Source organism: Planotetraspora mira (genome assembly GCF_016863275.1).
GTDB lineage: Bacteria > Actinomycetota > Actinomycetes > Streptosporangiales > Streptosporangiaceae > Planotetraspora > Planotetraspora mira.
This window is the reverse complement of record NZ_BOOO01000036.1, coordinates 199,495-222,974: the sequence shown is the minus strand read 5'-3', so window position 1 is coordinate 222,974 and position 23,480 is coordinate 199,495. Positions and strand designations below refer to the sequence as shown.

Genomic DNA, 23,480 nt, shown 5'->3' with positions numbered 1-23,480 from the left:
CTAGGTGCGGTCGCACGGCCTTGGCTCCCCATCACCAGTCGAGCCGACCATCATATGAAGGCTCCCAGCCGGGCAAGTGGCCTGACCTGCAGATTCGTCGGGAAGCGCTGCATGGAGTCACTGACAAAACTCTGCGCCTACTGACAAAACCCTGCGTTTCCACTGTCAGAACGGCTGCGCTCAACACTTGCTGACACCTAGTGGCAAACCCACTGACACCATGTGGCAAAACCGCAGGACAACTACGTGGCAGTTCGCAGCTTTACAACTTCATGGCAGTTCGCACTTGGGCAGCCGATCTACGAGGAGAAGGTCTCAGGACGATAACTTGCGAGAATTGAACATCTCCCAAGTGATGGTCATCTGACCCGAGCAACGGATCTTCGTTTCTGGATTTCTATTTCCAGAAATTCAGAAAGTCGCTAGATTTGGGCCCCGTGACGACCCCCGCGCCCGCTCCCGCAACGACCGCGTGCAAGCACTGCGGCACCGCCATCGAGCAGAGAACGGGGCGGGGGAGACCCAAGGAGTACTGTCCCGACGGCGACTGTCAGGCCGCGGCCAAGCGCCGGCGTGAGGTACGCCGCGGGACACCGGGTCTCGACGGCGCCCTCGCCCGTGTCGAGGATCTCTACGACCGGATGGAGAAGGGGCTCGCGGCGGCCATCGCGCCTCTCGCACAGGTTCTGTCCGAAGAGCTGAGCCCGGCCGGCGTGGAGGCCAAGCTCAGCGCTGTGCAGGCCGAGGCCCACACCCGGGTGGCGATCGCGCATACCGAGCGCGAGCAGGCGCTGGCACAGGTGCGCATGGCACGCGAGGCCGCGGACGAGGCCAGGCGCGAGACGGAGGAGGCCCGGGTCCGGGCCGAGGAGGCCCACACCGAACGGGACGGTGCGTTCGCCGACGCCGAGACCGCCAGGGAACAGGCGCTCGCCGCGCTCCGGGAGGCGGCGGGCACCGAACGGCGGGCCAGGCAGGAGGCCGAGGACGCTCACCGCAGAGCCGATGGCGCGGAGGCCGCCCGCGATCAGGCCGCAAGGGAACTCGCCGAGCGGATCGAGAAGGCGACCGCTGACGTACGGCAGGCGGAGGCGCAAACCGTACAGGAGCGCAAGGAACGGGAGCGGGCGCAGGCGGACGCCGCGAGCGCGCGGAAAGAGGGCGAACTGGCACAGCGGGCCCGGCGTGAGGCCGAGCAGGCGAGCGCGGCGTCCCTCGCCCGCGCTCAGGCGGCGGAGGCCGAACGTGACCGCGCGGTCTCCCGGGCCGAGGCCGAGCGAGACCGCGCCGTCGCGGTGGCGGAGGCACAACGTGACCAGGCACTGAGCCGCGCGGAGGCGGCCGAGGCGGCGCGGGCGGTTGCCGTGGCGGACGCCGGCCGAGCCGCCGCCGAGGCGGCACACTCTGCCGCACGCGTGGAGGAGGCGGCCGGCGAGCTGGAGCGCCGGGCCGGTGAGGTTCGTGCGGCAGGCGCTCAGCGGGAGCGGATCGCGGCCGAGCTCGAATTGGAGCGGTCACGGCTGGTGGACCTGCGCGCCCAACTCGAGACCACCAGAGCGGAGGCGGCCGAGCTGCGCGAGCGGGCGATCACCGCCGAGTTGCGTCTGCGCGACCACGGGTAAGGCGCAGGTCTCCCACGGCTGAGGCGAAGGGGACTCGTCGGTAGCTGCGCCGATGCGATCTGGGTGCGCCGGATCGCTGGATCCGGACCGGCTCAGCTCACTTCAGTTGGTGTCGGCGGTCGGCGCCCACAGTCGGTCGGCGTCACCGGCGGCGAGCCGGCCTCGGTAGACGCCGATCTTGCGGTCGATGACCTTGAGGTTCTCCTGTATCTCAGCGAGCTTGGCGGTCACGTCGGCGCGGTGGGCCTCCATGAGGGCAAGTCGTTCCTGCTCGTTGCCGGGGCCGGCGGATACGAGTTCGGCATAGCGCCGAATGGTCTTGATGGGCATGCCTGTGGCCCGCAGTTTGGTGCAGACGGTGATCCAGTTCAAGTCTTGCTGCCGGTAGCGCCGCCGGCCGCCATGGGTGCGGTCGACGTCGGTGATGACCAGGCCGGCGCGTTCGTAGTAGCGCAGGGTGTGCGCGCTGACGCCGGTGCGGCGAGCGGCCTCGGCGATGCTCAGGCCCGACTGGGGGATGGAGGGAACGAGCCCGGACACCGGCGGCGGGTTGACTTCGAGCACGCTCTAAATCCTAGCGTCGTGGTCAGTCGCCGAGAAAACCCTCACTGACGATCCTCAACAGCCCGCCGATTGGACCCCGCATGCCCGAACTCAGCCAACGCCGCCGATTCCTGGTGCTCGCGATCTGCTGCGCCAGCATGGTGGTCGTGGTGATGGACATCTCCATCGTCAACGTCGCACTGCCGGCGATTCGCCGGGACCTGCACGCCTCGGTGTCCGGTCTGCAGTGGACGGTCGACGCGTACACCCTGGTGCTGGCCTGTCTCCTGTTGCTGGCCGGGTCCACCGCCGACCGGGTCGGCCGTCGGCGGATCTTCCAGATCGGCCTCGCCGCCTTCGGGCTCGGCTCGCTGCTGTGCAGCCTGGCGCCGGGCATCGGTTGGCTGATCGCGGCACGTGTTCTGCAGGCCGTCGGCGGCACGATGCTCAATCCGGTGGCGATGGCGATCATCGCCACCACGTTCCCCGACCGGGCCGAGCGGGCCAGGGCCATCGGCGTGTTCGGCGCGACGTCCGGCCTGTCACTGGGGTTGGGTCCGATCCTCGGCGGCGCCCTGGTCGACGGTTTCGGCTGGCGCTCCATCTTCTTGATCAACGTGCCGATCGTGGCCGCCGCGATCGTGTGCACCGCGCTGTTCGTGCCGGAGTCCCGTGCCGCCCGGGCGCGCCGGTTCGACCCGGTGGGCCAGACCCTGGTGGTCCTGGTGCTGGGCGGCGTCGTCTACCCGATCATCGAGTCCGGCGGGGCGGGCTGGACCTCGCCGGTCACCCTCGGCCTGCTCGCCGTCGCCGTGCTCGGCGTGCTGGGCATCCTCGGCTACGAACCACGCCGTGCCGACCCGCTGCTGGAGCTGCGTCTGTTCCGCAGCGTGCCGTTCACCTCGGCGATCCTGACGGCGCTCTTCGCCTTGTGCGGGTTCGGCGCGTTTCTGTTCGTGACCACCCTGTACCTGCAGAACGTGCGCGGCATGTCGGCGCTGACGGCCGGGCTGTGCCTACTTCCGGTCGGGGCACTGATCGTGGTGCTCGCCCCGCTCACCGGCCGGCTCGTCGGCACGCGCGGTCCGCGGCTGCCGCTGGTGGTCTCCGGGGTCGCGCTGGCGCTGGGCGGCGGCGTGTCGATCTGGCTCGGACCGGCCACCCCGCTACCGGCCGTGCTCGCGATGTATCTGCTGTTCGGCGTCGCACAGGGCACCGTCAACCCGCCGATCACCAACTCGGCGATATCCGGAATGCCCGCCTCGATGGCCGGGGTGGCCGCCTCGGTGGCCTCCGCCGGCCGGCAGACCGGCACCACCCTGGGGGTCGCGATCGCCGGGACGATCGTGGGATCGGCCGCGTCCCGCGGCGGGACGGCGTTCACCGGCGCGGAGCACGACGTGTGGTGGCTGGTGGTCGGGCTCGGCGTCGGCATCCTGGTCCTGGGGCTGCTCGGCACCGGCCGCTGGGCCTCGGACACCGCCGCGCGGGCCGCGGCGTTGTTCGAAGGCCTGGACGCCGGCGCCACGGCGGGCCCGTCACGCGGCACCCGTGTGCACGCCCGTGGGAACGGTTGAGTGTCCTCAAGTTCCGGACCCCCGTAGACACGTCAGGCACCCCGCGCAACAGGTGACTCGCGGGGCGAGCGCTCCGTCCCGGCATGGTCGCGCCCGTCGGGCTGTCGCTGCTCGTGGACGCGGAACGCGGCCAGGCAGACCAGGAGCGCCAGCGCGAACGCGGGCAGCCAGGCCAGCCGGGCGAGCACCCAGCCCCTGCCGTCGGGGACGGTGTGCAGCCCGGGCAGCGGCCCGGTGAGCAGGCCGATCGCGGTGACCGCGATCATCGCGGTCTGGTGCCACAGGAAGATCGTCATCGCGGAGAGGTTGACCAACGCCACCGCCGTCCAGGTGGCGGGCCGCCTTAGCGCCCGGCGCAGTGGGCCGAGGAGCAGCAGGACCGCCCCGCACTGGGCGAGCCCGAACGCGACGACCGCGAGAGTGGGCGGATCGAGGTTCGAGACGGCGGCGCCCGGCACACCGACCATCGCCGCCGGGTAGCCCGCCCACACGACGAGTCCGGTGGCGGCGGCCACGCCGCCGATCAACAAGGCCCACCCGGTCGCACGGCTCCGCAGGTCGCCGCGAGCCCAGGCCGCGCCGAGGCAGTACGGCACCAGCCACCCGGCCACCACGTTGATCCAGCCGATGCCGGCGGGTCCGCCGAGGCCGTACCGGACCACGTCGGCGAGCGCGACGGCCAGGAGCGGCCAGATCGGGTGCAGCCTGGCGGCCAGCGGGGTCGCCGCCGTCAGCACCGCGAACACCAGCAGGAACCACAGCGGGGACACCACCAGTTTGACCAGCGCCCGTACGGTCTCCAGGCCGGCTCCGAAGGCCAGCATCGCGACCACCGCCACGCTCCACACGATCAGCACGGCGACGACCGGCCTGAACAACCGGCCCATTCGCGCTCCGAGCCACTGCCCGTATCTCGCGCCATGAGCGCGGGCCGAGGCATGACTCTTCGCCGCCACCAGCCCACCCACCAGGAAGAAGACCGCCAGCGTCTGGAACAGCCAGGAAACCGGGGCGAGCCGGGGCAGGTATCTGAGCGGGCTGGCGGCGTGCACCGTCCCGCTGTCCTCGACCAGGGCAGTCACCAGCCAGTGGCCGAGCACCACGCCGAGGATGGCGAGGGCTCGCAGCGCGTCGACGGCGCGGTCGCGGCCGGGCGGAGTCGCCGCCTCGATCCGCCTGATGAGGTCACGCACCGCCGCCCGCCTCCGAGGGGGTCTGTCCTGAGACGATCCGGGCGATGTTCTCCAGCGCGGGAGAGCGAGCATTCAGGTAGTCGCTGTGACCGCCGTCGCCTGCCGCGAAGAGCCGGGCGCCGAACTCCGGCGAGACCGGGTCGGCACCGAATCCGACGGTGACGAAGGGAAGGCGGAGCCGTGTGTGCGGCACATGGGCGATCCAGTCGTGCGTGGCCCGGCCCGCCCACACGGTGGCCGGCGTGTGCAGCGCGGCGACGTCGTCGGCGGTGGTGCCGGCACTGCCGTACAAGATGATGTCCGCGACTTCGAGCCCGGACGCGGCTCGCCCGCAGACCACGGAGCCGTAGGAGTGGCACACCAGGGAGAGCCGGGCGCCGGGCTTGGCCGTGCTCAGCTCCCGAACGAAGGCGCGCAGGTCAGGGGCGGCCGCCGACGCACGGCCGGGTGTCAGAGCCTGGAGGCTCACCGTGCTCGGTGTCCGGTATCCGAGCCAGGCGATGACGGCGGACCGAGCGCCGAGCCGCTGCTGCAGTCTCATCGAGCCGCCGCGCAGGAGTCCGTAACGGTCGAGATCGGTGTCGGAGCCGGGAACCAGCACCGCGATGCGCTCGGACTGGGACAGGTCCCCGAAGACTTCGGTGGCACGGCCGCCGTCGCGGCCGTCGAAGGACAGGAAGTGGCGCGCGGGGTCCGCCATCGCACGCAACATCCCTGCCCTCCACTGGTGACCGCGGTCGGCGGCCATCCGTTCGGCCGCCCAGATGGCCTCGCGGTTCGCGGCGTACCGGTCGGCCAGGGCCGCCGGGGTCGCCGCACGCAGCGGGGTCAGAACGGGCGGGACCGGTGCGGCGACGGCGGCGGGGCGTGCCGCGCCCGTCACGGGTACGGCCACCGAGGCGGTGACGAGGACGGCGAGCACGGTGCGGCGCAGGCGGCTCCCACGCGGACGGGACGCCACGGCGGATGGTCCTTCCCTATCTCGTGCCCGTCCGTGTAACGCGCTGCCGACTCCGGCGAAGGTCCGTTCGTTGACTTCGATCACCCGGCCGACGGTGCCGCAGGCCGCACCCGTGTCACATCGGCCTGCGGATTGCATTCGCCGGGGGCACCCCAGACCGTGGATGTACACCCGTGGTCCGATGCCCGGGTGGAAACCGCGCGGTTACGATCTGCGCATGCAGGTCACACCGCCGCTCCCCGCGCTGAAGCGTGTGCCACCCGGCGTCTGGACGGTCCTGGCCTGGTTCGCGGGCGTGGCGTTCACGTTTCTCACGCGCGTCCGGTTGCCCGGCGAGGGGGCGCCCGCCGTGCACCCCGGCGTCCTCGTCTATCGGTGGGACGGGTTGACGACCCTGGCGACCGCCACCGCTCTGATGCTGGCCGGCAGCGGCCTGCTGCGGCGCCGGCCGCTGGCGGCTCTGACCCTGTTGCTCGCCGCCTCCGCCCTCGCGTCGTTCCCTTTGGGAGTGGGGGAGATCCCCCTGGCTCAGTTCCTGGCGGTCGACGTCGCGCTGTACTTCATCGCGGCCACCCGGTCTCGCCGGACCGGCGTCGTCACCGTCGCCATGGCGCTCGCCGTACTCGTCGGCTACCTGGCCACGCGACTGCTGTTCGGCTGGTCCATCGGGACCTCATGGTCACTGGCGGTGGCCCTGGCGGCCGTCATCGCCTGGCTGATCGGCAATTCGGTGCGCCAGGCCCGTGATTACGCCGAGAATCTGAGCGCCCAGGCCGCGGCGCGGGCGGTGACGGACGAACGGCTCCGGATCGCGCGCGAGTTGCACGACATGGTGGCGCACAACATCGGCATCGTCGCCCTGCAGGCCGGAGCGGCACGGCGGGTCATCGACACGCAGCCGGCGGGGGCGCGTGACGCGCTGGGTGAGATCGAGACGGCCAGCCGGGAGACGTTGTCGGGATTGCGCCGGATGCTTGGTGCGCTCCGCCAGGCCGAACCCGCAACGGCGTCGCAGACGCTGCCACTCGAACCGGGGCTCCGCCTGGCGGACGTCGACCGGCTCGCCGCGACGACGACCGACGCCGGGGTCCGTGTCGACGTGCGCCGGCGGGGCGAGCAGCGTCCGCTTCCTCCGGAGATCGACATGTCCGCCTACCGCATCATCCAGGAGGCGATCACCAACGTGGTGCGCCACGCCGGCATCGACTCCTGCCGTGTGTCCATCGACTACCGGGCTGAGGAGATCTCCATCGAGGTGCTCGACGACGGGCAGGGCCCCTCGGCTGAGGGCAGCGGATACGGCCTGCTCGGGATGCGCGAACGCGTCGGCCTGCTGCACGGAGAGTTCTCCGCCGGACCGCGTGCCGAAGGCGGCTTCCGGGTGGCGGCCCGACTGCCCGTTCCTGCGGGGGTCCGATGACCGTCCGCGTCGTCCTCGCCGACGACCAGCCTCTGGTGCGCGCCGCCCTGCGGATGGTCATCGCCGACGCCCCCGACCTCGAAGTCGCAGGGGAGGCCGGAACCGGCGCGGAAGCGGTTCGGCTGGCCGAGACCGTCTGCCCCGATGTCGTCGTGATGGACATCCGCATGCCGCAGATGAACGGCATCGACGCGACCCGGCTGATCACCTCGGGCCCCGGCGGGGTCCACGTCATCGTCCTGACCACCTTCGACGACGACGACCACGTCTACGGCGCGTTGCGCGCCGGCGCATCGGGATTCCTCGTCAAGGACATGGCCCTGGACGACATCCTCGCGGCGATCCGTGTCGTCGCCGCCGGCGACGGGCTGATCGCACCCAGCGTCACCCGCCGGCTGATCGAGGAGTTCGCGGGACGGCCGGCGTACACCCCCAAGCGCCGCCCGGTCGACGGCATCACCGAGCGTGAACGCGAGGTGCTGACTCTCGTCGGCCGTGGCAGGTCCAACACCGAGATCGCCGCAGACCTGGTCATCAGCGTCGCCACCGTCAAAACGTATGTGACACGGTTGATCGCCAAACTCGACGCCCGCGACCGGGTCCAGCTCGTGATCATCGCCTACGAGTCCGGCCTGGTGTCCCCGGCTCAGTGACGGGGTCACGCGCCCGCGGGCCCCGTATAGGTGTGGGTCCGGGTGTACGCGCGGAAACCCATGGACTCGTAGAGCCGTTTGGGGAGGGGACAGGCGGCGTCTCCGCGCGAGTAGACGACGGCGCGCCGGCCGCCCGCTGCGGCGAAGGCATGCAGTACGGCGGTGCAGACCGAGCGGGCGAGGCCGAGGCCGCGGTGGGTCAGGTCACCGGCCCGTGCCCCCGAAGGAACACTCGTCCTTCGATCCCAGCCACCTCTTGACCGATCCCCAGGCGGAAAGGCTGTCGGCGATGCAGGCACCGTCGACGCTGTTGGACACGCCGGGGAACTCACTCGCGGCCCGAGCCACGGCGGAGAAGTCCGCACCCGGTCTGACCTGGACGCGGAAGGCCTCGGGAAGGTCCGACGGGACGACCGTCCGTAAGAGTTCCGGCTTGTCGGTCATGTTCCTGCGGAAGTTCTCCCATGCCTGCTGTTGGTCTTCGAAGGAGACACTTTCCACGTCGGGCCGTCTTTCCATCGCCCGGCGAAGCTTCTCCCGTTCCGCATCGGTTGCCTTGCCGCTCTTGCAACTCGCGAAGACGTCGTCCTTCATGCAGAGGAAGACCGACACCACAGGCCTACCTGCTGACTCGACGGCGCTCAGGGATACGGTGAGCGTGCTCTCCTGCTCCTGTGGCGCCGCCAGCCGCACCAGTCCGAAAGCCGTCACGGTTACGGCCAGAGCCGCGGCAGCGATCTTGAATCTGCCCCCTCCGGCACGCGGCGCGGGCAACGGGAGGTCGTCGTCCCGGACGGTCCGCGCGCGGGCGGCCATGGCGTCACGCAGTCGATCCTCGATGGCGCTCATGCGTTCTCTCCAGATTCGTCTTGTTCGTCTCCCAGTTCACGGAGCAGCCTGGCCAGCGCTCGTGCGGTCGTGGACCTGACCGTGCTCCGCCTGACGCGCATGATCTCCGCGATCTCGGACTCGGGCAGGTCGAGGTAGTAGCGCAGGACCAGGGCCTCTCGCTGGCGTCGCGGCAACCGGCCGAGCGCCACCAGCACCTCTCGTCGTGACTCTCCGATCAACGCGGCGGTCTCCGCCGAGTCGACCAGGTCCGTGACCCGCTCGGCCCGCCGCAGGGCGACCGCCCTACGGCGGAGCACCGATCGGGCTGCGTTCAGGACACAGGTCCTCACGTACGCGAGTGTCGTGACGCCCGGCCGCCACTTGCCGTGCAGCCGTGCGAACACGTCCTGCACGATGTCCTCGGCCGTCTCCTGATCGCCGACGAGGAGCACCGCCAGCCGGACCAGGTGGAGCCGGTGGTCGCGGTAGAGGGCGACCAACTCGACGTCGGGGGAGCCGGAGATCAAGGCTGTCGGAGCGGGAGCCTGGGGCACCCGCTCCGACAGTCGTAAGGTTTCACCGTCCATGTCGTATGAACGCCGATCTCGGCCGATCCGCTGCTTCTCCACTGGATTCGCCTGGTTCCTCGGCCGTGATGGGGCTGCCGCCTTCGGCGGCGTGGCTGTCGCACCGTCCCGCGCGCGGCTGTCCCGTAGCGCCGGGTTACGAGGCCGAGTTCCGGGGGGTGTCCGGGCAGAAGCCTGTCTCGAAGAGCTTGGTGAAGGTCTCCAGGAAGTCGCTCCAGTCGCCGTTCACGTTGCTCACCATCGTGCGGGTGCCCTGGCGGTTACCCATCACGTACGACATCGAGCCCTGGATGAAGCCGCCGCCGCCCCAGACCGTGGCCCCGCACGGAAGCGTCTGGGAGTAGACGCCGAGGCCGTACCTGGTGTTCGGGACCCAGCCCGAGCCTTCCGTCGACACGGTGGTGAACATCTCCTTCTGCTGGGCGGGCGGAAGGAGATCGCCGTGCAGCAGCGCACTCAGGAACCGGTGCAGATCCGAGGTCGTCGAGATCATGCCGCCGGCGGCCCAGGCCCAGCTCAGGTCCATTTCGGTCACGTCGTGGATCTCCGCCTCGGAGCCGGTCTGCCCCAGCTTCGAATAGTGCCGCGCGTGCGGGTCGCGGATCGTCTGTTCACCGCCCGGGAGGTACGTCCCCGTCAGGCGCAGCGGGCGGGCGATGCGGCGCTCGATCTCGTCCACGAGGGTCGAGCCTGTCGCACGCTCGACGATCATTCCCGCGAGGTTGTAGTTGACCTTGGAGTAGATGAAGCGCTTGCCTGGCTCTTCGGGGCGTGGGGTCTCCTGGCCGAGGATGGCGTCGGGGAGTCCGCTGGTGTGGTTGAGCAGTTGTCTGATGGTGATCTCGGTGCCGTCCGCGCCGAGGGACTCCTCCACCACGCCGGGCAGCCACGTGGCCACCGTGTCATCAAGGGTCGACTTTCCTTCGGCCGCCAGTTGCAGGACCACCGTGCCGGTGAACGCCTTGGTGAAGCTGCCGACGCGAAAGTGCTCACGAGGTTGGCGTTTGCGGCCGGTCGTCATGTCGGCCACCCCCGCCGTGCCGAACCACGGTGTCGCGTGACCGTCTCTGATCTCGGCGACGATGCCGGGGCCGCCGCCGTCCGCCACGGCCTGGTCGAGCGCGCGCTGAATCTCGGCATGGCCTCGGCCGCGGTCGGCCGCGGGGGTCATCAGGCGCTCCCGGCCAGGGTCAGCGCGCCGACGAGCAGGCCCGTGCGGGCGTAGATCATGGACATTCTGCCTCCTTGGGCATGGAAGAAGGGTCGGAGGTCGGGAGGTGGTGGGGGTCCGGCATGGCTCTGCCGGCAAGGGCCTCGAACGGCACTTCGGACTTCGACGGGGCCGGCGACTCGTTACTCGTTGTCGTCGTTGGTGATGGTGTTTTGGACGCGGGTCAGCAGGTCGGTACGGTCGACACCGGCCAGGGCCAGGGCGCGTGGCACCGTGCCCGCCTCGGCCTGCAGGATTCCGAGCAGTACGTGCGCCGGCCGCAGGTCCTTCTTGCGGGGGACCGAGGCGAAGCCGCGCTCAAGGGCGAGTTTGCCCGTCGCGCCCATGGTGGGCAGGCGCTTGAGTGTGGTGCTCGGCCGGGAGAGGCCGAAGGAACCGCGGGACACCCCGACCGTGCTCAGGCTGTGGTCGAACTCCCGATCGAGAGCAGCCTGGACCCCCTCGTGGTCGAGGCCTGCGGCGGCCAGTACGCGCTGCGGGGCGGTGCCCTCCTGGGCCGCGACGGCCAGCAGCAGATGCCGCGCCTCGACCGTGGCCGATCCGTCCCTCTGCGCCTCGACCCCTCCTTCCATGATGATCGTATGGAGGTACTCGTCGAACGGGCTCATGGTGAACGTCTCCTCAGCTTGACGCCTGCGGCGATGAGCCGCTTGGCGTGCTTCCTGTGGACGGCTTGACGGGTCACGCCGAGCGCCTCGGCGACCTGCGGCCAGCTCCAGCCCGCCCGCATCGCCTGCTCGACGGCGGCGTCCTCCAGTTGGTCGGCCAGGCGCCGAAGCGCCACCACGGCCGCCAGTGCGTCGGCGGGGTCCTGGGGGACGGGGATGTCGCTCGCGGGCATGTAAGCAACATTAATTGACTAATTTGAAGATAGTCAACATGAGTTGCTTATAAGGGCCACTGCAGCGCAAAAACCCGGCGATGGTCGGCAAAGGGTCGGCCGACGAGGCGTTTCGGACCGGCGAGCGGTCACATAACACGTCGATGGGGCCCCACCGCCGTGCCCGGCCTCGTACGTGTGGACCCGCGAACGACGGGTCGCCTCCGCCATAGAGGTCCAGCCTGGTTCACCCGCCTCGAGCGATCCATGACGCCCGCGATCCGGAACGTGGACCAAGGAGTCGGAGGAATCATGAGCCAGTCGGTGCACAACAGAATCGAAACCGTGCCGCATCGGGTGAATCGCATGTCCATCGCGGTCGGCGAGCCGTTCGACGTCTTCCGTGCCAGGTACGAGAGCGCCGTACCCCGATTCGAAGCCGAACGTTTCGAGCGGCTCGTCGAGGATGAGGCCGACTGGGACACCATCCGCCAGGCGACGGCCGAGAACGCCCCGCACACCTTCATCATCTACTGGACGGGAGACTTCAACGCGCTGCTGCGGCTGGCCGGTGACCGGTTGCGCTGCGTCGAGTACCTGATGGGCAACCATACGATCGCCCAGAGGATGTTCCACCACAATCCCGCCATCCAGCTGTACGCCCCGCTGCGCACGGCGATCCACGAGGACGCCGAGGGCGAGACCTGGTTCTCGGTGGAGCAGCCCAGCAGCCACTTCTCCAGCTTCGGCAGTCCGGACATCACCGAGGTCGGTCTCGAACTCGACCGGGAACTCGCCGCTCTGCTCGAGTACCTCGGCGTACCGGTCCCGGCCGCCCTCACCTGACACGCTGACGGGCGGCCCCCCCTTGTGCCCGCCTCGGCGAGTCCACCCGTAACACGCGCCCGCGAGGCCGCCCGTGACAGCGGCGACGGTGTCGGTGTCGCCGCCGAGGTCCACCGCCGCGCGGAGCGCGTCCTTTGGGGCCTCCAGAGCGTCACCGACCGCGGAGCCGATCACCGCATCGGCCACGCGCCGGGCATGATCGAGATCCTCGGCACGGGCCGGGGCGGGCGGGCTCAACTCTGCTGGAGCACCGACAGGATGTTGCCGGCGGGGTCCTTGAACCAGGCGATGGGCGGCCCGACTCGGCGGAAGACGCCCTTGTCGTCCGTACCGTCGTAGAACTCGAATTGGACTCCCCGTGAGGCGAGTTCGTCGACGGCGGACTCGATGTCGTCCACGGGGAAGTTGAGGATCGTGAACGTCGCCGGCGTGTGGTCCGGCTTGGGGTAGATCAGTGTGTTCCGGTCGCCGGCGATGTGCAGCGTGAGCATGCCGTTCTCCTCGGACACCCGAATGCCGAGGGTCTCGCCGTAGAACCGCTTGGCCGCCGGGATGTCGTCCACGGAGAATCCGCTGAACGCCCTGGTGTGCTCGAACATCTCGCTCCGATCCAGGTGCCGGGCCGAATGTGGGGCGGTCCACACTATCCAGATCTCCCGCGGATGGGGGATCACCGGTGAAAATGCGTCTCTCTGCAGGGACCACTCATGACGACGTTCAGTACTGCTGCCCGGGCCCGTCGATAGCGACCTAACAGTCAGCGAGGGCGCCGATGGAGGGAGTCCAGGAGGGCCAGCTCGTCCTCGGACAGACGCAACGCGCCGGCGGCCACGTTGGCGGCCAGGTGGTCCGGGTCGCCGGTGCCGGGAATGGCCAGCACGTGCGGCCCGCGGTGCAGCGTCCACGCCAGTCGGACCTGCGCCGTGCTCACCCCGTGGGCCCGCGCGACGGCCAGGACCTCCTCGTCGCCGGCGCCGGTGGTGCCCGCCGTACGCCCGGCGCCGGCGATCGCGTAGAACGGGACGAACGCGATTCCCTGTTCACCGCAGGCGCGTACGAACTCGTCCTGGTCGGGCCGCACCCCGATGCCGTACATGTTCTGCACGCATGCCACCGGGGCGATGGACTGGGCCTCGGCGAGATGTCCGGGGGTGACGTTGGAGATGCCGAGATGGCGGATGAGCCCGGCGTCGCGCAGTTCGGCCAGCGCGCCGAAACGCTCGGCGATCGAGCCGGTTCCGACGATGCGCAGGTTGACCACGTCGAGGTGGTCACGGCCGAGCTGGCGCAGGTTCTCCTCGACCTGACCGCGCAGTCGCTCGGGACCGGCGTGGGGCAGCCACTCACCGGAGAGGTCGCGGCCGGGCCCGACTTTGGTGGCGATGACGAGGTCGTCGGGGTAGGGGGCGAGCGCCCGGTTGATCAGCTCGTTGGCCGACCGCAGCGCAGAGAAGTAGAACGCGGCGGTGTCGATGTGGTTCACCCCGAGTTCGACCGCTCGGCGCAGCACGCTGATGGCCTGGTCGCGGTCGCGGGGTGTGGCGCCGGCGACGAGCGCTTCGCCGGTCTGCGGCAGACGCATCGCGCCGAAGCCGATCCGGTTGATCTCCATGTCGCCGAGCTTCCAGGTGCCCGATGCCGCCGCGGTGATGGTCTGTGAGGTCATGCCGGAATGATCCCTACACGGTAGGGTGGCCGCCATTGATTCAGACATGTGTTAATCGTGGAGGTGGCCGAGCTGGCGGAGCTGGCGTTCTCGGCGAGCGACCTGGCGCAGATGCGGTTCGCCGTCTCGCCGATGTGGGAGGTCGGGACCAGCTTCAAGCTGCTGAGCTCCGGCGCGGCGCATGCCGTGCACCGCCCCTGGATCGAGCAGGTCCGGCCACGGGTGGCGGCCGCTGGGCTGTTCCGGGGGTGGCTCGCCGAGCTGATCCCGCTCTCGGGTTATGTTCCCGACTTCCTCAACCCGGCTCCCACCGGACCGGCCCCCACCCTGGCGGCGGAGTTGACCCGCCTCCTGGCCGCTCCCGGCGGCCAGGTACGCAACGACCTCGATCGCCTGTCACGCCACGGGGGAGATCTGGGCCCCCGGCTGCGGACCCTCTACGCCGAGCCGCAGGACCGCATGGCGCGAGTCGCGGAAGAGATCGAGACCTATTGGGAGCTGGCGCTCGCCCCCTATTGGGCGCGGATCCGGACCGTGCTCGACGCCGACGTCTTCCACCGGGCCAGACAGGTCGCCGAGCACGGCGCGGCCCACCTCTTCAACGAGCTGCACGCCTCGGTGAGCTGGGATGACGACACACTGCGGCTGATCCGCCGGCAGCGGGCCCTGTCCCGCGAGACGGCCGGCCCCGGACTGCTGCTCATTCCCTCGGCCTTCACCGGGCCGGGACTGCTCACCCGGGTCACGCCACCGGACCCGCCGCAACTCGCCTACCCGGCACGCGGCATCGGCTCGCTCTGGGAACCCCAGCCGACCACCGGGCTCGACGCCCTCGCCGCCGTCCTCGGCCGCTCGCGGACCCAGCTGCTGGCCGAACTGGACACCCCGGCCTCCACCGCCGAACTCGCCCGGCGCACCGGCCTGTCCCCGGCAGGGGTGTCCCAGTACCTCACGGCGCTGCGCGACGCGGGCCTGGTCAGCGCCCACCGGGCCGGCCGTTCTGTGTTGTACGCCCGCACCTTCGCCGCCGTGTCCCTCCTCGCCGCCTCCCCGGACAGACGGTGAGCCCCGAAAGATCAGGAGCCTCCGGAGGAGGGCAGCCCGACATTTTTCATCACCTTGACAATAAAAATGTTCGGTGGCAGGCTTCGACACGTTCGAGAATGGCCGCGGCCCGGGCCGCCGGTCGACCATGACGAAGAGGGGGAGCCCCGATGGCCCACGAGTTCGAACTGCGCAAGGAAGTCGAGCTGGACGCGACACCCGAACAGGTGTGGGAGGCCATCTCCACCGGCCCGGGGGTCGACGCGTGGTTCATGGGCCGCAACGAGATCGAGCCGGGTGTCGGCGGCACGATCCGGATGACCGTGGCCGGGCACACCGACGAGTCCAGGGTGACCGCGTGGGAACCGCGCAAACGGCTCGCGCACCAGAGTTCAGCCGGGGCCGACGGGGCCTTCATGGCCTTCGAGTACCTCATCGAGGGGCGAGCAGGCGGCAGCACCGTGCTCCGGATGGTGCAGAGCGGAGTGCTGAGCGGCGACTGGGAGACCGAGTACGACGCGCTGAACGAGGGCTGGAACATCTACCTGCACAGCCTGGACCAGTACCTCGCGCACTTCCCCGGCCGGCATGGAGCCGTGGTCACGGTCGTCAAGCCGCAGGCGGCCGATCGCGACAGGGCGTGGGCTCTGATCAAGTCGGAGCTCGGCCTGGCCGGAGAGATCGCCGTGGGCGACCGCGTGCACCTGGAGATCGAGGGCGCCCCTCCCGTCGAAGGGGTCGTCGACTACGCCGGCCTGCCCACCTTCATCGGCGTGCGCACCCCCGACGGGCTCTACCGCTTCGTCCACTCCGGGCCGCAGCGCGGCGACGTCGTGGTCCTCGGGCATCACATCTACTCGGCGGACGCGGACCCTGATCAGGTCGAGCAGACCTGGCGGTCCTGGCTGGACGGGCTGTTCGCCTAGCCGTCCGAGCCGGGTGTCCCATCCGGGAGGGGGTCCGCCTCGCCTGCCGTACGGCGGGCCCTCCGGCCTCGGGCGACCTCGGTGCCGAGCGCGTCGAGGCGCTGGGTCCAGAACCGGCGGAAGTGCTCCAGCCAGATGTCGACCTCGCGCAAGGGCGCGGGGTCGACGGCGTAGAGGCGTCGTGTGCCGGCGGCCCGCACGGTGGCGAAGCCGCTCTCCCGCAACACCCGCAGGTGTTGCGACACCCCCGGCTGGGAGATTCCGAACTCGCCTTGGACGATCGTGCCGATCTCACCGGCCGAGCGCTCGCCGTCGGCGAGCAGTTCCAGGATCCGGCGCCTGACCGGGTCTCCGAGAACGTCGAACGCGTGCATGCACGCAGCGTCTCAGCTGCGGCTTATATAAATCAACTTCGAAACTTGCCGTCCGGCCCAGAAGATCATAAAACGACAGCGCGCCCGGAGACGTTCCGGGCGCGCTGTCGTTCGAGCTCTGATCAGGCGCTGTCGCTCGCCGTGTAGTACGGGTAGCCGTATCCGGTCACGGACGAGGTGGGCCGGGTGCGGATCTCCACCACGCCGTTGCCGGTGTTGCCCTCGACCGTCTTGATGGTGCCGTCACCGTTGTCCTTGATGACGAAGCCCACGTGGTCGATGGCGTCGATGCTCTTGCTGCCGCTCCAGCTGAAGAACACCACGGCGCCCGGCTTGGGGGTGGTGCCCCATCGGTGGTTCTGCGCGAACCAGCGGGCGTGCGCGACGGTGTAGGCGTCCCATCCCAGGACGGGACGGATGCCGAGCTGGTTGCCCACCCAGGAGACGAACATGTCGCACCAGGCGGCGTTGGCGTAGTCGGCCGTGCTCCCGCCGTCGCGGGCCACGGTCTCCCTGGCGCGCGGCGAGGACATGTACCAGGCCTGGAACTTGGTGCCGCCGCCGAGAGAGTTCTCCCGCACGCCGACCTGGCTCTCGGCCAGCTTCAGCAGTTGAGACGGGCTGACCTTGGGCAGCCCCGCCGCCTCCTTGGCCAGGGGCGTCGTGTTGTCGCTGCCGGCCACGATGTGGTCGGAGCTCTGGGCGTGAGCCGCTGCCGCCACCGGTCCGGCGGCCACCGCCGTAGCGAGAGCGCCGGTTATCAGGGCAGCGTTGATGCAGGTCTTCAGGGCTCGCATGCTGGGGTCTACTCCCTTGCTTCCAGGCCGCCTACCGGGTTAGCTGACGGGTTCGGGCTGGAAGGCGCCCTACGGCACGATGTGTGCCGATTCACCCCAGGAGAGGTGGGTCCCCGGCTCCGCGCTGGCGCGGACTCAGCGGTGGACGGTCCTTCTTGACGGAAGGAACCGCCATCCGAGAGGGCACATCTGCCTTTGATTGAAACGGACAGGTATGCCCTGAGTTACCTAAAAGGTAATAGACGCATCCATACCGGTCAAGTAAGGACAAGTCAGATTTTACCTGTCAGCGTTTCGGTAAACACTCGGATGATCGGGCGTGACGGATCCTCCGCCTACTGCTGCGGGGAAACAGGAACGGGGTAAAGAAGCCGCGCGACCCCCTGCAGGTCAGCGGGGTTTACGGTTTTCCGCCATCGAAGTGGGAGGTTCGCCACCATGGTGGCCACACCACCGGCTGCCTAGCGTCGACCGACATGATCACTCTCAACGGATTGTGCAAACGCTACGGTGACCGGACGGTCGTCGACGACCTGTCGCTGGAGGTCCGGCCTGGCACCGTCACCGGATTCCTCGGGCCGAACGGCGCGGGCAAATCGACGACGATGCGCCTGATCCTCGGGCTCGACCGCCCCACCGCGGGCACGGCACTGATCAACGGCGTGCCGTACCACCGGATCAGGAACCCGCTGCGGACGGTCGGCGCGCTCCTGGACGCCCGTGCGCTGCATCCCGGGCGCAGCGGGCACGCGCATCTGGTGGCGCTGGCACGCGGCAACGGCATCGCGCGCCGCCGCGTGGCGGAGGTCCTGGAGACGGTCGGGCTGACGGATGCGGCGCGCAAGCGGGCCGGTGCGCTGTCGCTGGGCATGAGCCAGCGGCTCGGCATCGCGGCCGCGCTGCTGGGCGACCCCGAGGTGCTGATGTTCGACGAACCCGTCAACGGCCTCGACCCCGACGGCGTGCGCTGGGTGCGCCACCTGATGCGATCACTGGCCGACGAGGGCCGCACGGTGTTCGTCTCCAGCCACCTGATGAGCGAGATGCAGCTCACCGCCGACCACCTGGTCGTGATCGGCAGAGGACGGCTCATCATGGACGCGCCGCTGACAGAGGTCATCGCGCGCAGTTCCCTGACCGCCGTGGTCGTGCGCACCCCGCACGCGGGCGACCTGTCCGTACGGCTGAGCGCCGCCGGGATGAGGGTGGAACGGCCCGGCGAGAACGAGATCGTCGCCACCGGCGCCGCGATCGAGCACATCGGTGACCTGGCGTACGAGGCGGGCATCCGGCTGCACGAGCTTCGGACCCGCGAGGCCTCGCTGGAGCAGGCCTACCAGGAGCTGACCGCGAGCAGCGTGGAGTACGGCGCGCGGAAGGCGGGCGTGTGAACATGCGGACCGGAGAGTTGGGCCAGGCAGTGGGCGCCGAATGGTCGAAGTTGTGGTCGGTCCGCTCCACCTGGTGGTGCCTGGCCGGCGCAGCGGTGCTCATGGTGGTGAGCGCCCTGACGCTCGGCGGATCCACGGCCACAGACATGCTGCACGGCAGAGGCGCGCAGACCCCCGGTGATCACGGCCACCTTGTTCGTCCAGTTCACACTGGTGGCCCTGGCCATGCTGGTGATCACCTCGGAATACGCGTCGGGCGGCATCCGGAGCACGTTGCAGGCCACACCGATCCGCGGCCGGGTGATCGCCGCGAAGGCGCTCGTGGTGGCGCCCGTGATGTTCGCCGCCGGAGTGCTGTCCGGGGGAGTGGCCGCAGCGGTCGTCTACGCGGCGCTGTCCACCGACCTGTTCGGCGGCTACGTGACACTGCCGCCCGCAGAGGTGGCGGTCGACCTGCTGAGGGTGGGGGTCTTCCTCGCCCTGGTGTCGGTGACCACGCTCGGCGTGGGCACCGCGGTGCGCAGCGCGGCGGGCACCCTGACCGTGGTGTTCATGGTGCTGATGGGGCTGCCGCTGATGTTGCTGATGACGGGGAGCCAGGTCGGCGTGGAGGTGTCCCTGCGCATGCCGTTGTTCGCCGGTCTGGCCTTTATGGGCGGCACCGACGACCTGACCGCCGGCCTGATCCCCTACTCGGCGGGAGAAGGACTGGCCTGGCTCCTGGCGTGGACGGCGGCGGCCGTGGCGGCCGGCTATGCCGTGCTGCGCCGGCGTGATGCCTAGACTTCGGACCGTGTCAGGCACCCGCGTCGCGCGCACCCTGGTCGGAGTGATCGCGGGCATGGCCCTGGGGGTCGTCGAGCTGCTCTTCCTGTGCGTGGCCTGGCCGGCTTCCCTGATCCCGGCCACGCGGCCCGCCGCCGACCGGGGCCTGGCCCGGCTGCTGGCACTCGAACGGGCTCGGCTGTCCACGTGGCTGGACCACGACACGATCTCGGCAGGCGGCGGATACGGCTTCCTCGGCGCCCGCGCCGCTCTGGGGGTGCTTGCGGGGTACGGATGCGCCGCCGGTCTGTTCCTCAGCGGCCTGCTCCTGTTCGGCGGGTCGTGGGACCTGCTCTGGGGCGAACCCGAGGCCGTGCCGGTCAACCTCCCCGGCGTGAAGGTGATCACCAACAGTGCGATCCTCGTGCTGACCACCGCCGCCTTGCTGCTGGTCCTGATCGTGCTCGGGGCCGTCGCCGTGGCCGCCGCGGAACGGCGGCTGGCCGACCATCTGCTCGGACCGGGCAGGCAGGAGTTGATGCGCAGGCGCATCGCCGAGCTGACCGCGACCCGCTCGGGCATCGTCCGGGCCGTGGACGACGAGCGCCGCAGGATCGAGCGTGACCTGCATGACGGCGTCCAGCAACGGGGGGTGGCCCTGGCCATGCTGCTCGGGCGTGCCCGGCACAGCGCCGACCCGGCCAGAACCGGCGAGCTGGTCGCCCAGGCCTACGCCGAGTCGCGAGGGCTCCTCGACGAGCTGCGGAGCGTGGCCTGGCGGATCTACCCGACAGCACTGGACGAACTGGGCCTGCGCGCGGCGCTCGCGGGCGTCGCCGAACGGTCGAGCGTGCCGGTGACCGTCCACTACGGGCTGGCCGGGCGGCCCGTGTCCGAGGTGGAGACGGCCCTGTACTTCATCGCCAGGGAAGCGATCACCAACGCGATCAAGCACGCGGGGGCGGGAGACATCCTGGTCGTGCTGACCGAGGACGAGGAGAAGGTGACCGTGGCGATCTCCGACGACGGCCGGGGCGGAGCCGACCCCTCCGGCGGAGGGCTGTCCGGGCTGGCCCGGCGCGTCCTGGCGCTCGACGGAGTCCTCACCGTCGACAGTCCGGAAGGCGGCCCCACCGAGATCGCAGCGACACTGCCGAAGGACGCGCCATGCGGTTGATCCTCGCCGACGACTCGGTGCTGCTCCGTGAGGGCCTGATCCGGCTGCTCACCGACGCCGGGCACGAGGTCGTCGCCGCCGTCGGCGATGCCCCGGCCCTTCTCGACGCCGTCGAACTGCACCGGCCCGACGTGGCAGTCATAGACGTGCGCATGCCGCCGACCCACACCGACGAGGGGTTGCGGGCGGCACTGGAGATCCGCGAACGCCACCCGGACGTCGGCGTGCTCGTGTTGTCGCAGTACGTGGAGAAGACGTACGCGGCCACGCTCCTGGCCGACGCCACCGGGGGCCTGGGTTACCTGCTCAAGGACCGGGTCTCCGAAGTGGCCGACTTCCTGGACTCCCTCACGCGGGTGCGCGCGGGCGGGACGGTCTTCGACCCGGAGGTCGTCCGCCAACTGCTCGCCCGCACCACCCACGCCGACCCGCTGAGCAGGCTGAGCCCGCGCGAGGCGGAGGTGCTGAGGCACCTCGCGCAGGGCTACGTCAACGCGGCGATCGCCGAACGCCTGCACGTGTCGCTCAGCACCGTCGAAAAACACGTCAACGCCATCATGGACAAGTTCGACCTGCCACGCGACCCCGGCTACAGCCGCAGGGTGCTCGCCATCCTGCGCTACCTGGACGGCTGAGGCCCGTCAGCGCCAGCCCTGGGGGTCGACACCTCCCGGCACCGGGACGGCCGCGTCGTACGGCTCCCGCGTGAAGACGAACGTGTTGAGGTCCAGGTGCACACCGCCGACGGTCCTGACGACCTGGAGCGTCTCGCCCGCGTAGTAGCCGTCGAGCCCGAGCCACGTGCCGTCGGCCTGGGCGGCGAAACGGGACGCCCGGCCCTGGGCGTTCACCGGGGTGAGCGACAGCCCCCGCCCGGGCAGCACCCGGCAGACGTATGCCGTCGGACCCCAGTACCACGGCCCGGTCAACGCCAGGAGGTCGTCGTCGGCGGGAGCCGGTGACCATTCGGCCGGCAACGGCGGCTCGTGCTGGGTCAGGATGTCGAGCAGATCGGTGAGCAGGGAGGCGCGCATCCCCGAAGTGGTGTTCGCCAGGAACAGCACGCCGGTGCCGTCCGCCGGGTCCGCCCAGACGGTGGCCAGGAAGCCCGGCATGGAGCCGGTGTGCCCGGCGAGCCTGCGAGAACCGGCCGGGCCGGTGTACCGGCTCAGCTGGAGGCCGAGGCCGTACCCCCGCGTCCAGACGTCTCCGTCCTCGACGGCGGCGGGCTCGCGCATCTCCGCGACGGTCTCCGGCCGCAGCACGCCGCCGGTGTCGCCGCCGACGAACGCCGCCCAGCGGGCGAGATCGGACGCCGTCGACCAGAGCTGCCCGGCCGGCGCCATCGCCCCGTGGTCGTTCTCCGGCTCGGGGAGCAGCACGTCGGCCCAGGGGTGGACGGCGAAACCGGTCGCGTGCGGCGCCCGCGGACGCGGAGTGGTCTCACGCATGCCGAGCGGTTCCAGGACCTCCTCCCGCAGGACCTCCTCCCACGGGGCCGAGCGCCTGCGCGCGACGATCTCGCCGAGCAGGGCGAAGCCGACGTTCGAGTAGTGGTAGCGGCGGCCGGGCCGGTGCCTGGCCGACTCCGATCCGAGCGAGCCGATGAGCTCGGCCGCGGGGACTCCCGGGGTGCGTTCCCACCACTCTCCCGGCGACTCGGCGGTGAGCCCGGCCGTGTGGGAGAGCAACTGGGCGATCGTCACGTCGCCGACCGGCGTTCCCGGCAGGTGCTTGTCCAGGGGATCGAGCAGGTCGAGTTGTCCCTCCTCGCGGAGCCGCATGATCAGGACCGCGACCATGCTCTTGGTGATCGATCCGATGCGGTACTGCGTGTTCTCGCCGGGCTGCTCCCCGCCGACCCGTCCGCGTCCGCCGAACCACGCGACCTGGCCGTCCCGGACCAGCGCCGCCACTATCGACGGAATGCGTGATTCCGCCTGTTCGACCGCCAGCCTCCGCAGCAACGCGCGAGCCGTACCCTCCAGAACCATCTTCGCGACCCTCCCGTATTGTGATCGGTCCAGGCTAACGCCCTGCCGGCGCCGGGCCACCGGGTTCCCGCCGATCCTGGTGCCGGCAGGGACAGGAACCGCCCGCACCGGCCGGATAGCATCGGCGTCATGGCTGTGACCAGCACACTCGGTGAATATCTACGGGCCAGGCGCGAGCTGGTCCGTCCCGGTGAGGTCGGCCTTCCTGAGGGGGATCGGCGCCGGGTCCCCGGGCTGCGGCGCGAGGAGGTCGCGCTGCTGGCCGGGATCAGCGCCGAGTACTACCTGCGGCTGGAGCAGGGCCGTGACCAGCACCCGTCCGACCAGGTCCTCGACTGCATCGCGAAGGCGTTGCGGCTCGACACCGAGGCGTCGGCCTACCTGCACGGCCTCGCCCATCCGGTGCCGCAGAAACGGCGCCGGCCCGCACCGCCCGAGCGCGTCAGCGACAGCGTGCGGAACCTGATCGGCAACTGGACGACGACGCCGGCCTACGTCCACGGCCGCAGTGGGGACGTCCTGGCCGCCAACCCGCTGGCCATGGCGCTGTCACCTCACTACGCGCCCGGCTCCAACACCCTCCGGGCGGCCTTCCTCGAGCCGGAGATGCGCGTCTTCTACCGCGACTGGGACGAGATGACCGCCAAGGTCGTGCCGTATCTGCGGTCGGTGATCGGGGCGGGCGTCGACGACCCGCGCCTGGTCGACCTCATCGGGGAGCTGAGCCTGGGCAGCGAGCGCTTCCGCGCCCTGTGGGCTCGTCACGACGTCCGGCACAAGACCAGCGGCCTGACCCGGCTGCTGCACCCGCAGGTCGGCCCGCTCGACCTGCGCTATGAGAAGCTCGCCCTGTCCGGCGCGGGCCAGATGCTGATCACCTACCACGCCGACCCCGGCTCCGACTCCGAGCAGCGCCTCCACCTCCTCGCCACACTGGCGGTCCCGTCAGATGGCGCGTCCATGCTCGCGGCAGAGGCGTAGGAGGCCTCGGCGGGGCTTCATCGTCGGGTCGATGCCGCCGGCGAGTGAGCACACGCCCTCGGCCGCTGCGGAAGAATGCCG

Annotated in this window: 25 protein-coding genes, 1 pseudogene and 1 riboswitch; of the genes and pseudogenes, 12 read left to right on the top strand and 14 right to left on the bottom strand. The window is 70.3% G+C overall.

Annotation, left to right across the window (positions count from 1 at the left end; genetic code table 11):
* The first annotated feature begins 437 nt into the window (after positions 1 to 437).
* A complete protein-coding gene (locus Pmi06nite_RS31135) occupies positions 438 to 1,622 on the top strand; it encodes a coiled-coil domain-containing protein (protein ID WP_203956718.1) in 1,185 nt (394 codons plus the stop codon).
* A 102-nt stretch (positions 1,623 to 1,724) separates the two neighbouring features.
* On the opposite strand, the gene Pmi06nite_RS31130 is transcribed toward Pmi06nite_RS31135, so the two are convergent.
* Entirely contained in the window at positions 1,725 to 2,186 is a 462-nt protein-coding gene (locus tag Pmi06nite_RS31130) for a MerR family transcriptional regulator (protein WP_239114323.1), read from the bottom strand.
* Positions 2,187 to 2,266: 80 nt separating this feature from the next.
* Here Pmi06nite_RS31130 and Pmi06nite_RS31125 point away from each other — a divergent pair, with 80 nt between their 5' ends.
* On the top strand, positions 2,267 to 3,742 hold the full coding sequence (locus tag Pmi06nite_RS31125; RefSeq protein ID WP_203956717.1) for an MFS transporter: 1,476 nt from the start codon (positions 2,267 to 2,269) through the stop codon (positions 3,740 to 3,742).
* A gap of 32 nt (positions 3,743 to 3,774) precedes the next feature.
* Here the strand turns inward: Pmi06nite_RS31125 and Pmi06nite_RS31120 are convergent, their stop codons facing one another.
* Both Pmi06nite_RS31120 and Pmi06nite_RS31115 read right to left on the bottom strand, forming a co-directional pair.
* Positions 3,775 to 4,935, bottom strand: a complete 1,161-nt coding sequence (locus Pmi06nite_RS31120) for an acyltransferase family protein (protein ID WP_203956716.1) — start codon at positions 4,933 to 4,935, stop codon at positions 3,775 to 3,777.
* Positions 4,928 to 5,896 (bottom strand): alpha/beta hydrolase, encoded by a 969-nt coding sequence (locus tag Pmi06nite_RS31115; protein WP_239114322.1) that lies wholly within the window; start codon positions 5,894 to 5,896, stop codon positions 4,928 to 4,930. Before Pmi06nite_RS31115 ends, Pmi06nite_RS31120 begins: the two co-directional genes overlap by 8 nt.
* 217 nt (positions 5,897 to 6,113) lie before the next feature.
* Here Pmi06nite_RS31115 and Pmi06nite_RS31110 point away from each other — a divergent pair, with 217 nt between their 5' ends.
* Positions 6,114 to 7,316: a sensor histidine kinase gene (locus Pmi06nite_RS31110; RefSeq protein WP_203956714.1), complete on the top strand. Its 1,203-nt coding sequence runs from the start codon at positions 6,114 to 6,116 to the stop codon at positions 7,314 to 7,316.
* Positions 7,313 to 7,969, top strand: a complete 657-nt coding sequence (locus Pmi06nite_RS31105) for a response regulator (RefSeq protein WP_203956713.1) — start codon at positions 7,313 to 7,315, stop codon at positions 7,967 to 7,969. Before Pmi06nite_RS31110 ends, Pmi06nite_RS31105 begins: the two co-directional genes overlap by 4 nt.
* A gap of 204 nt (positions 7,970 to 8,173) precedes the next feature.
* Here the strand turns inward: Pmi06nite_RS31105 and Pmi06nite_RS31100 are convergent, their stop codons facing one another.
* The 5 genes from Pmi06nite_RS31100 to Pmi06nite_RS31080 form a co-directional block, all read right to left on the bottom strand.
* The gene (locus Pmi06nite_RS31100; protein ID WP_203956712.1) at positions 8,174 to 8,818 is read right to left on the bottom strand and encodes a permease-like cell division protein FtsX; all 645 of its coding nucleotides are present in this window, start codon (positions 8,816 to 8,818) and stop codon (positions 8,174 to 8,176) included.
* Positions 8,815 to 9,387 (bottom strand): sigma-70 family RNA polymerase sigma factor, encoded by a 573-nt coding sequence (locus Pmi06nite_RS31095; RefSeq protein WP_203956711.1) that lies wholly within the window; start codon positions 9,385 to 9,387, stop codon positions 8,815 to 8,817. The genes Pmi06nite_RS31100 and Pmi06nite_RS31095 overlap by 4 nt, the downstream gene beginning before the upstream one ends.
* Before the next feature lie 136 nt (positions 9,388 to 9,523).
* The gene (locus tag Pmi06nite_RS31090) at positions 9,524 to 10,558 is read right to left on the bottom strand and encodes a serine hydrolase domain-containing protein (protein ID WP_203956710.1); all 1,035 of its coding nucleotides are present in this window, start codon (positions 10,556 to 10,558) and stop codon (positions 9,524 to 9,526) included.
* Between the two features lie 182 nt (positions 10,559 to 10,740).
* Entirely contained in the window at positions 10,741 to 11,226 is a 486-nt protein-coding gene (locus tag Pmi06nite_RS31085; RefSeq protein WP_203956709.1) for a Clp protease N-terminal domain-containing protein, read from the bottom strand.
* Positions 11,223 to 11,459: a hypothetical protein gene (locus tag Pmi06nite_RS31080; protein ID WP_203956708.1), complete on the bottom strand. Its 237-nt coding sequence runs from the start codon at positions 11,457 to 11,459 to the stop codon at positions 11,223 to 11,225. Before Pmi06nite_RS31080 ends, Pmi06nite_RS31085 begins: the two co-directional genes overlap by 4 nt.
* A gap of 345 nt (positions 11,460 to 11,804) precedes the next feature.
* Between Pmi06nite_RS31080 and Pmi06nite_RS31075 the strand changes: the two genes are divergently transcribed.
* Positions 11,805 to 12,284, top strand: coding sequence for a DUF302 domain-containing protein (locus Pmi06nite_RS31075; RefSeq protein ID WP_203956707.1), 480 nt, complete (start codon positions 11,805 to 11,807; stop codon positions 12,282 to 12,284).
* Between the two features lie 51 nt (positions 12,285 to 12,335).
* Here Pmi06nite_RS31075 and Pmi06nite_RS43040 read toward each other — a convergent pair.
* The 3 genes and pseudogenes from Pmi06nite_RS43040 to Pmi06nite_RS31060 all read right to left on the bottom strand — a co-directional run.
* Positions 12,336 to 12,458: pseudogene (locus Pmi06nite_RS43040) on the bottom strand (ADP-ribosylglycohydrolase family protein); the annotation flags it as partial.
* 59 nt (positions 12,459 to 12,517) lie between these two features.
* Positions 12,518 to 12,883 carry a VOC family protein gene (locus tag Pmi06nite_RS31065; protein WP_203956706.1) on the bottom strand — a complete coding sequence of 122 codons (366 nt, stop codon included), beginning with the start codon at positions 12,881 to 12,883 and terminating at the stop codon, positions 12,518 to 12,520.
* Positions 12,884 to 13,041: 158 nt separating this feature from the next.
* Positions 13,042 to 13,950, bottom strand: a complete 909-nt coding sequence (locus Pmi06nite_RS31060; protein WP_203956705.1) for an oxidoreductase — start codon at positions 13,948 to 13,950, stop codon at positions 13,042 to 13,044.
* 48 nt (positions 13,951 to 13,998) lie between these two features.
* Between Pmi06nite_RS31060 and Pmi06nite_RS31055 the strand changes: the two genes are divergently transcribed.
* Together Pmi06nite_RS31055 and Pmi06nite_RS31050 are read left to right on the top strand one after the other, a co-directional pair.
* Entirely contained in the window at positions 13,999 to 15,015 is a 1,017-nt protein-coding gene (locus tag Pmi06nite_RS31055; RefSeq protein ID WP_239114321.1) for an ArsR/SmtB family transcription factor, read from the top strand.
* A 149-nt stretch (positions 15,016 to 15,164) separates the two neighbouring features.
* A complete protein-coding gene (locus Pmi06nite_RS31050; protein ID WP_203956704.1) occupies positions 15,165 to 15,920 on the top strand; it encodes an SRPBCC family protein in 756 nt (251 codons plus the stop codon).
* Here Pmi06nite_RS31050 and Pmi06nite_RS31045 read toward each other — a convergent pair.
* Entirely contained in the window at positions 15,917 to 16,294 is a 378-nt protein-coding gene (locus Pmi06nite_RS31045; protein WP_203956703.1) for an ArsR/SmtB family transcription factor, read from the bottom strand. The two genes, Pmi06nite_RS31050 and Pmi06nite_RS31045, sit on opposite strands and share 4 nt — an antisense overlap.
* A 122-nt stretch (positions 16,295 to 16,416) precedes the next feature.
* Positions 16,417 to 17,091: a CHAP domain-containing protein gene (locus tag Pmi06nite_RS31040; RefSeq protein WP_203956702.1), complete on the bottom strand. Its 675-nt coding sequence runs from the start codon at positions 17,089 to 17,091 to the stop codon at positions 16,417 to 16,419.
* A 14-nt stretch (positions 17,092 to 17,105) separates the two neighbouring features.
* Positions 17,106 to 17,242: riboswitch (cyclic di-AMP (ydaO/yuaA leader) on the bottom strand.
* A gap of 325 nt (positions 17,243 to 17,567) precedes the next feature.
* Between Pmi06nite_RS31040 and Pmi06nite_RS31035 the strand changes: the two genes are divergently transcribed.
* From Pmi06nite_RS31035 to Pmi06nite_RS31020, 4 genes are all read left to right on the top strand, one after another.
* Positions 17,568 to 18,482 carry an ABC transporter ATP-binding protein gene (locus Pmi06nite_RS31035; protein WP_203956701.1) on the top strand — a complete coding sequence of 305 codons (915 nt, stop codon included), beginning with the start codon at positions 17,568 to 17,570 and terminating at the stop codon, positions 18,480 to 18,482.
* A gap of 177 nt (positions 18,483 to 18,659) precedes the next feature.
* The gene (locus tag Pmi06nite_RS31030) at positions 18,660 to 19,265 is read left to right on the top strand and encodes an ABC transporter permease (RefSeq protein ID WP_203956700.1); all 606 of its coding nucleotides are present in this window, start codon (positions 18,660 to 18,662) and stop codon (positions 19,263 to 19,265) included.
* A gap of 10 nt (positions 19,266 to 19,275) precedes the next feature.
* Positions 19,276 to 20,424 carry a sensor histidine kinase gene (locus Pmi06nite_RS31025; protein ID WP_239114320.1) on the top strand — a complete coding sequence of 383 codons (1,149 nt, stop codon included), beginning with the start codon at positions 19,276 to 19,278 and terminating at the stop codon, positions 20,422 to 20,424.
* Positions 20,415 to 21,059 carry a response regulator gene (locus tag Pmi06nite_RS31020; RefSeq protein WP_203956699.1) on the top strand — a complete coding sequence of 215 codons (645 nt, stop codon included), beginning with the start codon at positions 20,415 to 20,417 and terminating at the stop codon, positions 21,057 to 21,059. Before Pmi06nite_RS31025 ends, Pmi06nite_RS31020 begins: the two co-directional genes overlap by 10 nt.
* 6 nt (positions 21,060 to 21,065) lie before the next feature.
* Here Pmi06nite_RS31020 and Pmi06nite_RS31015 read toward each other — a convergent pair whose 3' ends face one another.
* Positions 21,066 to 22,418 (bottom strand): serine hydrolase domain-containing protein, encoded by a 1,353-nt coding sequence (locus tag Pmi06nite_RS31015; RefSeq protein ID WP_203956698.1) that lies wholly within the window; start codon positions 22,416 to 22,418, stop codon positions 21,066 to 21,068.
* A gap of 129 nt (positions 22,419 to 22,547) precedes the next feature.
* Between Pmi06nite_RS31015 and Pmi06nite_RS31010 the strand changes: the two genes are divergently transcribed.
* Positions 22,548 to 23,399 carry a helix-turn-helix domain-containing protein gene (locus Pmi06nite_RS31010; RefSeq protein WP_203956697.1) on the top strand — a complete coding sequence of 284 codons (852 nt, stop codon included), beginning with the start codon at positions 22,548 to 22,550 and terminating at the stop codon, positions 23,397 to 23,399.
* Positions 23,400 to 23,480 lie beyond the last annotated feature (81 nt).